We start from the raw sequence: 13,622 nt of genomic DNA, 5'->3' as shown, positions 1-13,622 counted from the left end.
GAAGGTGATGGAGTGGGGCGCTCAAGGCCGCACGAAACGGTAATGCGCCACCAGCCATTCCTGGCCGTTGGCGTAGCCGAACAATTCCGCGCAGGACATCCAGAACATCCGCCAGCGCTGGAACCACAGTGATGCGGCCTTGCTGCCGTAGGCGTCAGTCAGCGTGGCCATCACCTGGTCCCTGCGTGCGTCCTGGTTGGCCAGCCAGTGATTGGCGCTGCGCTGGTAGTGCGTGCCGTCGACATGCCAGCGCTGCTCGATCTGCAGTTCGCGCTGAAACCACAGCAAGGTGTCGGAGGCCGGCATCAGGCCGCCGGTGAAGAAGTGCCGGCCCATCCAGTTGTCCTCGCCTGTCGTCTCGAACGGATACATCAGCGTCCGGTGCGCGAAAATGTGCACGAACAGCTTGCCGCCGGGTCGCAGCCAGCTGGCGATGCGGCCCAGCAGGATGTCGTAATTGCGCATGTGTTCGAACATTTCGACCGACACGCAGCGGTCGAATTGCGCCGCGTCGAGTTCCAGCAGGTTCACGTCGCAGGTGGCCACGCGCACGTTGAACAGACCGCGCTTGCGGCACTGCGCCTCGATGTGTTCGCGCTGCTGGTGCGAATTGGATACTGCCTTGATCCGAGCATTCGGATAGCGCTCGGCCATCCACAGCGTGAGCGAGCCCCAGCCGCAGCCAAGTTCGAGGATCGTCTGGCCGTCCGCCAGTTCGGCGCGTTCGCCATACAGCGTGAGCATGGCCTCCTCTGCCTGATCCAGCGACTCGTCGCCGCGCGGGTAATAGCAGCCCGAATACTTCAGGCGCTTGCCGAGGCACAGTTCGAAGAACGCCGGCGGCAGTTCGTAATGCTGCGCATTGGCGGCGTCGGTGTGGATCGCCACCGGGCTGTGCCGAAGCATGTTGATACGTTCGGCGAAGCGGGCGGCTTGCTGATCCAGCCCGCCGCTCATCTCCTCGCGCAGGCGCTGCGCGCACATGCGCCGGATGCCTTGCCGCAGCAGCGCATCGGGCAGATGCCCTCGTTCGGCCAGACCCAGCAGGCCGGTGGCGGGCCGCTCATGCGGCAACTCGTGGGAAGCCGTGGCGACGGTATTCATGGATCGCTCCTTTTCGGAAACCAGGGAATCAGCATGGAGGTGCTGCGTTGATAGGCGCGGTAATCGTCGCCGCGGCTGCGCAGTGCCTGTGTCTCGGTATAGGGAATGCCGCTGATCCAGCGCAGGAACACATACATCACCAGCGGCCCGGCCCAGGCCAGCCACGCGATTGGCGATCCGATCGCCAGGCCGACGTAGGCGAACCAGTGGATCCATTCGAAGAAATAATTGGGGTGGCGCGAATAACGCCACAGGCCGTCACGGCAGGTTTGCCCGCGATGGGCTGGGTCGGCGCGGAAGCGGGCGAGCTGGCGGTCGGCGATCGATTCGCCGATCACGCTGAGCAGCCAGATCGCGATGCCGACCAGCAGCCACGGGCTGAATCCGCGCGGGTTGCGCGCCACGGCCAGGAACGGCAGCGAAAACAGCACGATCAGCAAGGCCTGGAACTGGAAGAACAGGAAAAACCTGGACTGACTGCCATGCCAGTGCGTGCGCAGATGCTGATAGCGGCCATCCTCCGGCTCGCCACGCACACGCTTCCACAGATGCGCTGCCAGTCGTGCGCCCCACAGTCCGCCAAGTATCGCCAGCGCCAGCCGGGATGACGCAGCGCCCGCGCCGAGCAGGGCCAGCAGCACGGTGCCACTGCCCACGCCGGCTGCCCACAGCACGTCGACGATGCCGGCATTGGCGTGCTTGCGCTGCCACAACCAGCCCAGGCTCATGATCAACGCCGCCAGCAGCCACAGGCAGGCCAGTTGAAGCCACGCAGTCATGACGCACGACCTTGCACGGGCGCAGACGCGGGAATCGCCACGTTCGACCAGCGCCGGGCCAGCCACGCCAGCAGCGGTGTCGCGATGGCCCAGCCGACCGCCAGGCACAGCAGTCCGCGCCACGCGGGCGCCGCGAACGTCACCACGTGCCAGCCTCGTGATGCACCCAGATAAGCCAGCGGGCCACCGATCCCTCCCAGCAACGCGGCCCACCACAGACGTGTCTGCAGCCACGCCAGCGATTGGGTGAAGGTCAGCGCGAAGGTGACCCACAGCGCGAGAATCCATGCCGGCGCCATCGCGGCGGATGGCCATGGCGTTGCATAGCTGGCCAGTCCTGCGCGGATCAACCCGCCATCCAGCAGAAGTCCCAGCACGATCGCCGTCAGCATCAGCGACAGATCCGCCTGGTACTGCCGCCCGACCGCCAGCTGGCATGTTGCGTAAACCAGCATGCCGGCGATCCCCGGCCACGCCAGTCCGTGCCCGGCGCCGATCACGGCAGCGAACCAGACCAGTTGATAGCCGACGAGGCTGCTCCAGAATTTCATGCCGGCAGGCCCTGGGCTGATTCGATCTGCGGCAGCCATGTCGCCTGTCGGTTGCCGGGCTTGGCCAGCAGCAGGTGCGCGACGCCGATCGAGCGCTCGCGGAAACCGCCTTCGCAATACGCCAGGTAGAACTCCCACAGGCGGATGAAGCGTTCGTCGAAACCTTGTGCGCGCACCTGCGGCAGATGCGCCATGAAGCGCTCGCGCCAGGCCCTCAGGGTCAGCGCGTACGAGTGGCCGAAGTCCTCCAGCTGGACCAGCGCCAGATCGCTGGCGCGAGTCTTCGAGGCGAGCAGTGCGCTGATCGACGGGATGAAGCTGCCGGGAAAGACGTGGCGCTTGATGAAATCGACCGAGCTCAGCGCCTGCGCATAACGGTGATCCTCGATCGTGATCGCCTGCAGCAGGGCCAGCCCGTCTGGTTTCAGCAAGGCACCCAGCTGCCTGAAATAGGTATCGAGGTAGGGCGCGCCGATCGCCTCGACCATCTCGATCGAGACCAGCTTGTCGTATTGCCCGCGCAGGTCGCGGTAATCCTCCAGCAACAGCTCGACCTGCGCGCCCATGCCGGCGGCGGCGACCCGTTCGCTGGCCAGTGCGTGCTGCTCGCGCGAGATCGTGGTGGTGGTGACGTGGCAGCCGTAATGCTGGGCGGCGTACAGCGCGAAGCCGCCCCAGCCGGTGCCGATCTCGATCACCCGGTCGCCCGGTTTCAGATCGAGCTTGCGGCAGATGCGTTCGAGCTTGCGGGTGGAGGCGTCTTCCAGCGTGTCGGCCGGGTCCGTCCAGATCGCGGACGAATACATCAGGTCTGGGGACAGGAACAGGCTGAAAAAATCGTTGCCGAGGTCGTAGTGCGCGGCAATGTTGCGGCGGCTGCCGTCGCGCGTATTGCGGCGCAGCGCATGCCAGCCGCGCATCGCCATGCCACCGAGCCGGGCCAGGCCGCTTTCCATGCCATCGAGCAGGTCGCGGTTGCGCACCAGCAACTGCACCAGCCCGACCAGGTTGTCGCAGTGCCACAGGCCGTCCATGTAGGCTTCGCCGGCGCCCACGCTGCCGTTGGTTGCGATCGCGCGATAGAAGGCCGGGTCGCGGATTTCCATATGGATCTGTAGTTCGGCAGTGGCCTCGCCGAATTCGAGCTGCACGCCGTCATCGGTCAGCAGCAGTCGGCCGTGCCGTAGCTGGCGCAGTCGATCGAGCAGCTGCTGACGCAGGAAGCGATCGAAGGCGCCGATGCCGGGGCTGTCGTAGTCGGCGGTCTTGGCAATGTCGTTCATGGCGAACCTCGGTGCAGCGTCAGGAAAGGGAGGGATGGTCGTGGACGGGATTCCGCTTCAGCCACAGTCGCAATGCCTGCCAGTGGATCGCACCGACGACCTGTGCCGTCATCAGCGGATAGCGCCACAGCACGCGGGCCAGTGAAGTGCCGTTCAACGGTTTGCGTTGCAGGAAGAGGGTGGCATCGAACTCGCGCTGGCCATCGCGCAGCACATCCATGTGCACGTGCAGGTCGTCGGCGGGCACGGTGAAACTCCAGTCGTATTCGCGCGCCATCGGCATGAAGGGGGATACGTGGAACGTCTTGGGAAAGGCCCAGTGCAGCGCGCGTCCACGCGGCTTCGCAGTTTCGATCGGCAGCACGTAGGCGTGGCGTTCCTTCCACGGTGTGTTGGTGATCTCCGCCACGATGCAGGCCAGACTCACGCCGTCCTCGGCGTAGCAGTAGTAGAAGCTGACCGGGTTGAACACGAAACCGAAGTAGCGCAGATGGGTCAGCAGCCGAACCGGCCCGACCGGGCGATGCCCGGTGGCCTGCTCGACGCGCTGGCGCACGGCTTCGGCCAGCGGCAGTCCGGTCGGGCCGAGATAATCGCTGCGGCGGAACTGCGCGACGTTGCCATGCTTGCTGGACCACAGCCAGCGCTGCCGGAACACCCGATCGACTTCATCGAGATCCAGATAGAGCTGGGCCATCCGGTAATCGAAGGCGTGTGGATGCGGGACGAGGCGACGATGACGCACCACGCCTTCGTACACGGCGCTTGCCAGCGGCCTGCCCGCTTCGGCATTCACGCCGCGATCTCCCCGGCACGTGATGCGACCGCGTGGATGGCACCGACACCTACCGGCCAGCGCACGCCAAGGGCGGCCGCCACGTCGACGGCGCTGCGCATGCCGTCTTCGTGGAATCCCCAGCCCCAGTAGGCACCGGCGAACCAGGTGTGGCGCTGGCCCTGGATCTCGGCCTTGCGCATCTGCGCCGCCACCGACGCGTGGCTGTAGACCGGATGGTGGTACTGCATGCGTGCCAGCACCTTGTCCGGGTCGATCGCAGCCGTGCGATTGAGCGTGACCACGAACGGTTCCGGCGATTCGATGCCCTGCAGCAGATTCATGCAGTAGCTGACCGTGCATGCCTCGTCCGGATTGCGCGGCAACCACGCGTTCCATGCCGCCCATGCCTTGCGCCGCACCGGCAACACGCTGGCGTCGGTATGCAGCACGGTGTCGTTGAGCTGGTACGGCATCGCGCCGAGGATGGATCGCTCGCGTTCGTCCGCGTCGCTCAGCAAGGCCAGTGCCTGATCGCTGTGGCAGGCCAGCACGACATGATCGAAATGTTCGACGCCTGCGGCACTGGTGATCTCGGCACCAGCGGCATGGCGGCGAATCGAGCGCACCGCGCAATGCAGCCGCTCGCGTACCGACCAGCGCTCGCGCAGCGCTTGCACATACGTGGACGAACCGCCGCGCACCACGCGCCATTCAGGCCGATCATTGATCTGCAGCATCTGGTGATTGGCCATGAACTGCACCAGATAACGCGCGGGGAAGCGGAGGATCTGCGCGGCCGGCGACGACCATAGCGCCGACGCCATCGGTACCAGGTGCTCGTCGCGAAAGGCGGCGCCGTAGCGGTGCTCGGCGAGGTAGTCGCCCAGCGTCGGGCCCTGGTCGGGCGAGTCCAGCAACGCCGGTGCCTCGCGGTAGAAACGCGCCAGGTCACGCACCATGCTGATGAAGCGTGGCGAGAGCAGGTTGCGCCGCTGGCAGAACAGCGTGTCCAGCGTGGCCGCGTTGTATTCCAGCCCGCTGGCTTCGTTGTGCAGCGAGAAACTCATCGTGGTCGGCTGCGAGGCGACGCCGACCTGCTCGAACATCCGCGTCAGCAGCGGATAGTGGTTCGGGTTGTGCACGATGAAACCGCTGTCGATGCGATAGCGGCGACCGTGTTGCTCCACCTCATGCGTATGCGTGTGGCCGCCGAAATAGCTGTCGGCCTCGAACAGCGTCACCCCGTGCCGGCGCGACAGCAGCCACGCCGATGCCAGCCCCGTGATGCCCGATCCAACGATGGCGATGCGCATGCTCAGCTCCTCGCCCTGGCCAGCACCCAGGCCGGCACCGGTTTCAGCCCGCGCACCAGGCCCAGCGCCGACATCAGCTTCAGCCCGTACCAGGTCAGGTCCACTTCCCACCAGCGGAAGCCCTGCCGGCTGGAGCCGGGGAAGAAGTGATGGTTGTTGTGCCAGCCTTCGCCGAAGGTGAGCAGGGCCAGCCAGACGTTGTTGCGGCTGTCGTCCTTGGTATCGAAGCGGCGCTTGCCGAAGCGGTGCGCCAGCGAGTTGATCGTCACCGTGGCGTGGAACAGCACGACGGTCGAAACGAAGAAACCCCAGGTCAGCATCTGGCCGCCGGTGGTGCCCAGCTGCGGCGCCACGTGCTGCAGCAGCGCGCCCAGGCCGTACAGCGCCATGGCAAGCGCGACCGGAATGGCGATGTCGAAACGGTCGAGCCAGCGCAGCTCGGGAAACTTCGCCAGGTCCGGCACGCGCGCCAGATCGGTGCGGAAATTGCGCGGCGTGAGGAACCAGCCGACATGGCTCCACAGGAAGCCGTGCACGCGCGGCGAATGCGGATCGTCCGGCGTATCGGTCACGCGGTGATGATGGCGATGATGTGCGGCCCACCACAGCGGGCCGCGCTGCACGCACGATGCGCCGATCAGTGCGAACCCGAACTGCACCACGCGCGAGGTCTGGAACGTGCGGTGCGAGAAGTAGCGGTGGTAGAACGCGGTGAGCGCGAACATGCGCACCACGTAGAGCGTGGCAGCCACGAGCAGCGCGATCGGCGACACGCCGACCCAGATCACGCCGATGCAGGCCAGGTGCATGGCGATGAACGGTGCCGCGCGCAGCCAGTCGATGCGATCCTCGCGGCTTTCGTCGAGCGTTACCGCCGCACTCGTATCGAACCAGCGGCGCAGCGTACGTGCCAGCCAGAAGCGCGAATCAGCCGTACCCGCAGGGGCTGGCGGAACGCCCTCATACTGCGTGTTCGGGTGGGGTCTGAAGCCTGCCATGGGAACGCACCTGTCTTCGTGTCACCCCCAGATACGGACGAGGCGGCTACTTGGATGCACGAGCGCGTAGAAAGCCCGGCGGACCTTGACGGAACGAAGGCAGGACGCGCTACATGGCGGTATTCAACGGGATCACCATCCCGGCGCAAGCCAGCAGATCCCTGCGACAGGCATACTGGTCATCCCGTGGTTCCAAGCCGTTGAAAAGTCGAGACGCTGGAATGACGGGGCACACAAGGAAGCAGGGCATGACTCGCACAAGACAGATCATTGGACTGGCCGGCTGGCTGCTGCTGAGCTTTGCCGCGGCGGCGATGGGAGCCATCGCTTCGGTGCAGGCGGCCATCTTCTACCAGCATTTGGCCCAACCTTCCTGGGCACCGCCGTCGTACGTGTTTGGCCCGGTGTGGTCCGTGCTGTATGCGCTGATGGGCATCGCCGCCTGGCTGGCTTGGCGCGAAGGCGGCTGGCATCGGCAGCGCGGCGCGCTCGCCCTGTTCGTGCTCCAGCTGGCGGTCAATGTGCTGTGGAGCTGGCTGTTCTTCGGATGGCACCGCGGTGGACTGGCCTTCGCCGACATCGTGCTGCTGTGGTTGCTGATCGTGGTCACGCTGGTCGGGTTCTGGCGCGTGCGCGTGATGGCCGGCGCGCTGCTGGTTCCGTACCTGTGCTGGGTCAGCTTTGCCGCGGCGCTGAATTTCGCGGTATGGCAGATGAATTTGCAGGCCCTGGGCTGAGTCGCGCCGGCTGACCGAGGATAATGTCGAGCGTGTCGGCTTCAGTCGGTTTTTTCGCGGCATGCATCCTGATGAACTGCACGGCATCGTCAAGCACCGGCGCCTTGCGCCGGAACGGCCGTGATATGGCCAGCAGGATCGCGGCGTGGCCGATGTCCGGATACATCTTCGTTTCGACGGGTTCGCCCTTGCGTTGCAGTGCGGCGGCGAGTGAGGTGGCATTGCGCGGCCATACCACCTTGTCGGTGGTGCCCTGCATCAGCAGCATCGGCGGCTCGTCGTCGTCGACAAAATGCACGGGCTGCGAACGCAGCTGCGCCGCAGGTGTACTGCCGAACATGTCGACGAAATCCGGATCTTTCAGCGGCAGAAAATCGTACGGGCCGGCCAGGCCGATGAAACCCGCCAGCTGGCGGGGCTGCATGCCGACACCGGCCAGCCAGTGGGCATCGGTGGCCAGCAAGGCGCCGATATGGGCACCGGCAGAATGGCCCATCAGGAACAACGATGCCGGGTCGCCACCGTACTCGGCGGCATGCGCATGGGCCCACGCGACGGCATGTGCCGCGTCCTGCATGAAACCGTCCAGCCGCACCTGCGGCCACTGGCGGTAGTCCGGGATCACCACGACTAGCCCGCGCTGCGCCAAGGCCTCGCCGGCCCAGTGATACCACTGGCGTTTGCCGGATTTCCAGCTGCCGCCGTAGAAAAACACCACGACAGGCGCATCGTGAGCGTCCCGTGGCCGGTAGACATCGAGCGCCAGTCGATGCGTGGGGTCATATGTCACGTCGCGCCGTACCACCACATCGGCCTTGCTGCTGGTGGCGTTGAGGCTGCGGAACAGCGTCGCCTGGCATCCCGTGAGCAAAGCATTGCCTAGCAGCAACAGCAGCGTGACGAGCAGGCCGCGCCTGCCTGCATGATGAGGCGCGAAAGTGGGGTTCGATGGCATGCGGTTTTCCTGCAAAAGCCGGTGAACGCGATACGCGGGCATTGACCGCGCTCCGCGAGATCCGAGGTTGAATCTTCGGGGTACGCCAGCAGATACGTGCAGGAGCCGCCGCGGGATGCAGGCAGTCCCGTGTGTCCGGGTTGTTTCGCGCGGGAAGCGGCGGCAATCCGGTGGGGATGATTGCCCCGTGCTCTCGTGGATCAGTCGCGCCGCTTGTACGCGTCCAGCGCGTCCTGCCGTGAGACGGCCAGATCCACCATCGGCGCGGGATAGCCGCTGCGCATGAGCAGGGCGGGATCCTTCCACGGTTCGTGCAGCAGGGCGGTCGTTGCGTCGGCCAGTTCGGGCAGCCAGCGTCGCAGGTAGACGCCATCCGGGTCGAACTTCTTCGCCTGCGTGACCGGGTTGAACACGCGGAAATACGGCGCGGCATCGGCGCCGCAGCCGGCCACCCATTGCCAGCCCAGGGTGTTGTTGGCCAGATCCGCGTCCACCAGCGTGTCCCAGAACCAGCGTGCGCCGTGCTGCCAGTGCTGGCGCAGGTTCTTGGTCAGGAAGCTGGCGGCGACCATGCGCACGCGGTTGTGCATCCAGCCGGTGTGCCACAGCTCGCGCATGCCGGCGTCGACCAGCGGGATGCCGGTGCGGCCGCGCTGCCAGCGTTCCAGTGCGGCCGCATCGCGCGGTTCCCAATGGAAATCGGCGAAGCGCGGGTTGAAGTTGTCGGTCGGCGTCTGCGGGAAATGGAACAGCAGGTGGTGGGCGAACTCGCGCCAGCCCAGTTCACGCAGGTACGGCTCGATGTCCGGCCGGCATCTGGCGTCCGTCGCGCGTGCGCGGCGATCGAGTTCGGCGTGGATCTGCCGTGGCGAAATTTCGCCGAAGTGGAGGTGCGGCGACAGCCGCGACGTGCCGTGCCGTGCGGGCAGGTCGCGCGCGTGCGCATAGTCGCCGATGGCATCGTCGGCGAAGATTTCCAGCTGTTCGTGCGCACCGTGTTCGCCCGGTTGCCACGCCCCGGCCAGCCCGGCATCCCAGGGGATGCGCGGCAGCAGGCCGAGGGCTTCCAGCGGCAGACCGCCGGGCAGTTCGTGCCAGCCATGCAGGATCGGCGCGGACAGCGGTTCGATTACCTGCAACTGCGGCCGCAGGTTGCGCCAGTACGGCGTGAACACCTTGTACGGGTCAGCTTGCTGCGTGGCGATCGTCCATGGTTCGCACCACAGTGCCGCATTGTGGCTGTGCACCTCGATGCTTTCCTGGCGCAGCGCGCTCTTGATGCGCGTGTCGCGGGCGATTGAGGCCGGTTCGTACAATCGGTTCCAGTACACCGCACCGGCGCCGCTGTGGCGGATCAGCTCGCGCAATTGCTCCAGCGTATCGCCCCGGCGCAGGTGCAGCGCGGCATGGTGTGTGCGCAACCGCGCATCGAGCGCGGCCAGCGCATGGTGCAGCCACCAGCGGCTGGCTGCGCCAGCCGGCCATGCGCCGTCTTCGCCGGGGGCGTGGACATACACAGGCAGTACCTGCGCGTGCGCCGCGCAGGCCGCGGCCAGGGCGGGGTTGTCGGCCAGGCGCAGGTCGCGCCGGAACAGCACGATGGCCGTGCTCATGGGCGGACGGGCGTCCTGTTCAGATCAAGCGTGCTCAGATCCAGGGTCGATCCGCCCGCACGTTGCCGAGCATGGCCACCTTGCCGGCGCCGGCATCCGGTGCCGCACCGATCGCGCCCTTGGCGATCACTGCACCGGTCGGCTGGCCGGTCGGCGAGCCGCCGACCGGTTCCACCGACACGGCGAGCGCGGCGGTCGGTCCGAGTCGTGCCAGCATCGCAGGATCAAGTGCGATCGTGGTGGGCTTGTCGCGCGCGATCATGCCCACCGAGATGGGTTTCCCACCGGCCGGAATCAGCCACAGTTCCGGCGCATGCCCCTGCGCGAAGGCGACCGGCGTCGCCGGCACCACGACCATGCGCGCGTGCTGCAGGTCCATGGTGGCGGTCCAGCCGGTGGTGCCGTTGTCCTGCTGAATGGTCGAGGCCATGTAGGCGATGCCGGCCACCTTGGGCGTGGGCGCCGGGCGCGGCAGCGAGACCACCACCAGCAGCGCCACGGCCACTGCGCTGGCGCCGATGCCGAGCCAGTGCCACAGCGCCAGGTTGTTCCACAGTCCGCGGCGCGGCTGCGCCAGCGGCGTCCGGGCCGGTGCATCCAGCTGCAGGGCGTCGTGGATGCGCGCCCACACATACGGGGCGGGTGCGACGTCGCCGACCGTCTCGGCCAGCGGAATCAGGCGGCGCTGCCACAAGGCCACGGCGGTGGCGGCCTCGTCCGAGGCCAGCACCTCGCGCGCCACTTCCGCGCGGGTGTCGGCGTCCAGCACGCCAAGCACGTACTCGGCGTAGCGCAGGTTGTGGTTGCCGTCATCGATGGGCGTGTTCATGAGTCCAGGCACGTGCGGAGTTGCATCAGGCTGCGGCGGATCCAGCTTTTCATGGTGCCGAGCGGCACCTTGCAGCGTGTCGCCAGTTCGTTATACGTGGCGCCGGTGAAAAAGGCTTCACGCACCGAACGCTGCTGTTGCGGCTCCAGTTCATCCAGGCACTGCTGCAGCCGTTGGTACTCCTGGCTGGTTTCCGCGCCGGCCGCCGGCGTGGGCTGCTCGTCCACGGTTTCGTCGAGTCGTGCCGGATCGTCCAGCAGCTCCTCGCGATGCTGGCGCAGCCGGTCGATCGCCTTGTTGCGCGACAGTGTGACCAGCCAGGTGATGGCGCTGGCCTTGGTCACATCGAACGTGGCGGCGCGGCGCCACACCGTGGTGTAGGTTTCCTGCAGCACTTCCTCCGCCTCGCCGCGGTCGCGCAGCATGCGCAGGCACACGCCGAACAGTTTGGACGAGGTGCGCCGGTACAGCTCGGCAAACGCTTTCTGGTCATTGCGGCCGGTCTGCAGCAACAGCTGATTCAGCTCGTCACGCTCGGCAGGACTGCTGACACTCATGGGCAAACCATCCTGTAGTGATCGGTCCCGGCCGGCGTGCAGCGACGGGAGGTTACGTCTCATAGCATGAAAGGGGCCTTGCGCGCTGGCAAGTGGTCCGTCCGGCGGCGCCACCGCCTTGCGTGCGTCCATGCGGCCGGCTGCTGCGTACAAGCTGGAGCAGGCAACCGGCCTGCGTGCCGGAGGCCTCGCCATGAACGTTTCCCGATGGGCTGTCGCGTTGTTGATGCTGAGCGGCGCGACCGCGGCGGCATCCCTTCCGCAGCATGATGCGCAGGGCCTGCTGGTCGATGGCAGCGGCCACACCTTGTACCGCTACGACGTCGATGCTGCGTCCGGCCACAGCCAGTGCAGCGGTCCGTGCGCGGCCGCGTGGCCGCCGTATCTGGCCGATGCCGACAGCAAGGCCGCCGGCGATTACCAGCTGGCCACGCGCGCCGACGGCAGCCGCCAATGGGTTTACCGGGGTTCTCCGTTGTACCTCTTCGCCGGCGATGACAAGCCGGGCGATCGCGCCGGCGATGGCGTGAACGGCAACTGGCACGTGGTGCATTGATGCAACCCACCTCCGCGTGCATCCGTCCGGCGATGTCCTGCGTACCTGCATGCACATGCGCATTCCGCGCGTCTTGAAGGGGCTACCCATGCAGAACAATCGAAGGAACCGGATCGCCTGGCTGACCGGGTGCGTGCTCGGCGTTTGCCTGGCGTCATCGACCGCCATGGCAGCCGATGGCACCGGCGCAACCGCGTTCAGCGACAAGCTGCTGCTCACTGGCGGCGTGACGCAGGTCGAAGGTTCGGCCGGTGGCGGGCTGACGCCGTGGGCGGTGATCGGTGGTTACGGCACCGGTGACGAGATCGGCGCCAACGCGTTCGTCACCCACATCAACCTGCCGGATTACCACGTCAACGAAGTCGGCGCGATGGTCGGCCTGTACAACCGCGTGGAGGTGTCGTTCGCGCAGCAGCGTTTCGACACCGAACAGGTGGGCGCGGCGCTGGGGCTGGGCCGCGGATTCACGTTCCAGCAGAACATCATCGGCGTGAAGGTCCGCCTGTTCGGCGACGTGGTGCTCGACCAGGACAGCTGGATGCCGCAGGTGTCGATCGGTGCGCAGCACAAGAAGAACAACCAGGCGGCCGTACTGGCCTTCGTGGGCGCCAGGTCCGATGAAGGCACCGATTACTACGTCAACGCGACCAAGCTGTTCCTCAACCAGAGCCTGCTGGTCAACGCCACGCTGCGCATGACCAACGCTAACCAGATCGGCATCCTCGGTTTCGGCGGCGACCGGAACAACGCGTACAAGCCGGAATTCGAAGGCTCGGTGGCGTACCTGCTCAGCCGCCACTGGGCGGTCGGTGCGGAGTATCGGCAGAAGCCGAACAACCTCGGCATCGCGAAGGAGGACGACTGGTACGACGCGTTCGTCGCCTGGGCGCCGACCAAGCACGTCTCGCTGACGCTGGCGTATGCGGACCTCGGCAATATCGTCATCAAGGACAAGCAACGCGGCCTGTATGCCTCGGTGCAGGTCGGTTTCTGATCATTCCCCCTTGCTTCGGAGTACGTCAATGAATACATGCCTTCCGCGCACCGCGCTGCTCGCCATCGCTTTGCTGTTTGCCCAGGGCGCCATCGCGCAGGATGCCGCCTCGATGTCGCCGGAGTCGGCGGCGATGGCCGCCAGCGCGCCGCGTGATCCCGCGCTCAAACCAGTGTTCGACCAGTTCGGCGGCAAGCCGGGGCTGGTGGCGCTGATGAACGACTTCATGGCCAACCTGATGGCCGATGCGCGCACGCGCCCGTACTTCGCCAACTCCGATCGCGAGCACATCAAGGTCGAACTGGTCGACCAGTTCTGCGTGATCCTCGACGGCCCCTGCACCTACACCGGCAGGGACATGGAGAAGGTGCATCGCAACCTCGGCATCAACCGCGCGGCCTTCAATGCGCTGGTCGAGGACCTGCAGGTGGCCATGAACAAGCACGACATTCCGTTCCGCGCGCAGAACAAACTGCTGGCGAAGCTGGCGCCGATGCACCCGGTGGTCATCACCAGGTAACACGCTGGCCGGACAGGCCCGCGCTGACGGGCCTGTCCTTGCGCAAACGGCGTCG

15 protein-coding genes are annotated in these 13,622 nt (G+C 66.4%); 4 read left to right on the top strand and 11 right to left on the bottom strand.

Annotation, left to right across the window (positions count from 1 at the left end; translation table 11 throughout):
• Positions 1-21: 21 nt before the first annotated feature.
• Genes IMW82_RS16225 through IMW82_RS16195 form a run of 7 tightly spaced genes read right to left on the bottom strand, consistent with a single transcriptional unit; the run spans position 22 to position 6,806 of the window.
• On the bottom strand, positions 22-1,104 hold the full coding sequence (locus IMW82_RS16225) for a cyclopropane-fatty-acyl-phospholipid synthase family protein (RefSeq protein ID WP_211005317.1): 1,083 nt from the start codon (positions 1,102-1,104) through the stop codon (positions 22-24).
• Positions 1,101-1,883 carry a DUF1295 domain-containing protein gene (locus IMW82_RS16220; protein WP_211005316.1) on the bottom strand — a complete coding sequence of 261 codons (783 nt, stop codon included), beginning with the start codon at positions 1,881-1,883 and terminating at the stop codon, positions 1,101-1,103. The genes IMW82_RS16225 and IMW82_RS16220 overlap by 4 nt, the downstream gene beginning before the upstream one ends.
• The gene (locus IMW82_RS16215) at positions 1,880-2,434 is read right to left on the bottom strand and encodes a DUF2878 domain-containing protein (protein WP_211005315.1); all 555 of its coding nucleotides are present in this window, start codon (positions 2,432-2,434) and stop codon (positions 1,880-1,882) included. Before IMW82_RS16215 ends, IMW82_RS16220 begins: the two co-directional genes overlap by 4 nt.
• Positions 2,431-3,717 (bottom strand): cyclopropane-fatty-acyl-phospholipid synthase family protein, encoded by a 1,287-nt coding sequence (locus tag IMW82_RS16210; RefSeq protein WP_211005314.1) that lies wholly within the window; start codon positions 3,715-3,717, stop codon positions 2,431-2,433. Before IMW82_RS16210 ends, IMW82_RS16215 begins: the two co-directional genes overlap by 4 nt.
• A gap of 19 nt (positions 3,718-3,736) precedes the next feature.
• On the bottom strand, positions 3,737-4,513 hold the full coding sequence (locus IMW82_RS16205) for a DUF1365 domain-containing protein (protein WP_345777142.1): 777 nt from the start codon (positions 4,511-4,513) through the stop codon (positions 3,737-3,739).
• On the bottom strand, positions 4,510-5,808 hold the full coding sequence (locus IMW82_RS16200) for an FAD-dependent oxidoreductase (protein WP_211005313.1): 1,299 nt from the start codon (positions 5,806-5,808) through the stop codon (positions 4,510-4,512). Before IMW82_RS16200 ends, IMW82_RS16205 begins: the two co-directional genes overlap by 4 nt.
• A 2-nt stretch (positions 5,809-5,810) precedes the next feature.
• Entirely contained in the window at positions 5,811-6,806 is a 996-nt protein-coding gene (locus tag IMW82_RS16195) for an acyl-CoA desaturase (protein WP_211005312.1), read from the bottom strand.
• A 248-nt stretch (positions 6,807-7,054) separates the two neighbouring features.
• Here IMW82_RS16195 and IMW82_RS16190 point away from each other — a divergent pair, with 248 nt between their 5' ends.
• Entirely contained in the window at positions 7,055-7,543 is a 489-nt protein-coding gene (locus IMW82_RS16190; RefSeq protein ID WP_211005385.1) for a TspO/MBR family protein, read from the top strand.
• On the opposite strand, the gene IMW82_RS16185 is transcribed toward IMW82_RS16190, so the two are convergent.
• The 4 genes from IMW82_RS16185 to IMW82_RS16170 form a co-directional block, all read right to left on the bottom strand.
• Positions 7,482-8,498, bottom strand: coding sequence for an alpha/beta hydrolase (locus IMW82_RS16185; RefSeq protein WP_211005311.1), 1,017 nt, complete (start codon positions 8,496-8,498; stop codon positions 7,482-7,484). The genes IMW82_RS16190 and IMW82_RS16185 overlap by 62 nt on opposite strands.
• Positions 8,499-8,698: 200 nt before the next feature.
• A complete protein-coding gene (locus IMW82_RS16180; RefSeq protein ID WP_211005310.1) occupies positions 8,699-10,111 on the bottom strand; it encodes a deoxyribodipyrimidine photo-lyase in 1,413 nt (470 codons plus the stop codon).
• A 34-nt stretch (positions 10,112-10,145) separates the two neighbouring features.
• The gene (locus IMW82_RS16175) at positions 10,146-10,940 is read right to left on the bottom strand and encodes an anti-sigma factor (RefSeq protein WP_211005309.1); all 795 of its coding nucleotides are present in this window, start codon (positions 10,938-10,940) and stop codon (positions 10,146-10,148) included.
• Complete coding sequence (locus IMW82_RS16170; protein WP_211005308.1) at positions 10,937-11,497, bottom strand: sigma-70 family RNA polymerase sigma factor; 561 nt, start codon at positions 11,495-11,497, stop codon at positions 10,937-10,939. The genes IMW82_RS16175 and IMW82_RS16170 overlap by 4 nt, the downstream gene beginning before the upstream one ends.
• A 193-nt stretch (positions 11,498-11,690) precedes the next feature.
• Between IMW82_RS16170 and IMW82_RS16165 the strand changes: the two genes are divergently transcribed.
• From IMW82_RS16165 to IMW82_RS16155, 3 genes are all read left to right on the top strand, one after another.
• Positions 11,691-12,053 (top strand): hypothetical protein, encoded by a 363-nt coding sequence (locus IMW82_RS16165; RefSeq protein ID WP_211005307.1) that lies wholly within the window; start codon positions 11,691-11,693, stop codon positions 12,051-12,053.
• An 88-nt stretch (positions 12,054-12,141) separates the two neighbouring features.
• Positions 12,142-13,047, top strand: coding sequence for a DUF3034 family protein (locus IMW82_RS16160; RefSeq protein WP_211005306.1), 906 nt, complete (start codon positions 12,142-12,144; stop codon positions 13,045-13,047).
• Positions 13,048-13,075: 28 nt separating this feature from the next.
• Positions 13,076-13,567, top strand: coding sequence for a group 1 truncated hemoglobin (locus tag IMW82_RS16155; RefSeq protein ID WP_211005305.1), 492 nt, complete (start codon positions 13,076-13,078; stop codon positions 13,565-13,567).
• The last annotated feature ends 55 nt before the right edge of the window (positions 13,568-13,622 follow it).

The organism is Rhodanobacter sp. B2A1Ga4, assembly GCF_018101315.1.
In the GTDB taxonomy this organism is placed as follows: domain Bacteria; phylum Pseudomonadota; class Gammaproteobacteria; order Xanthomonadales; family Rhodanobacteraceae; genus Rhodanobacter; species Rhodanobacter thiooxydans_A.
This window is presented reverse-complemented; position numbering and strand designations above follow the sequence as displayed.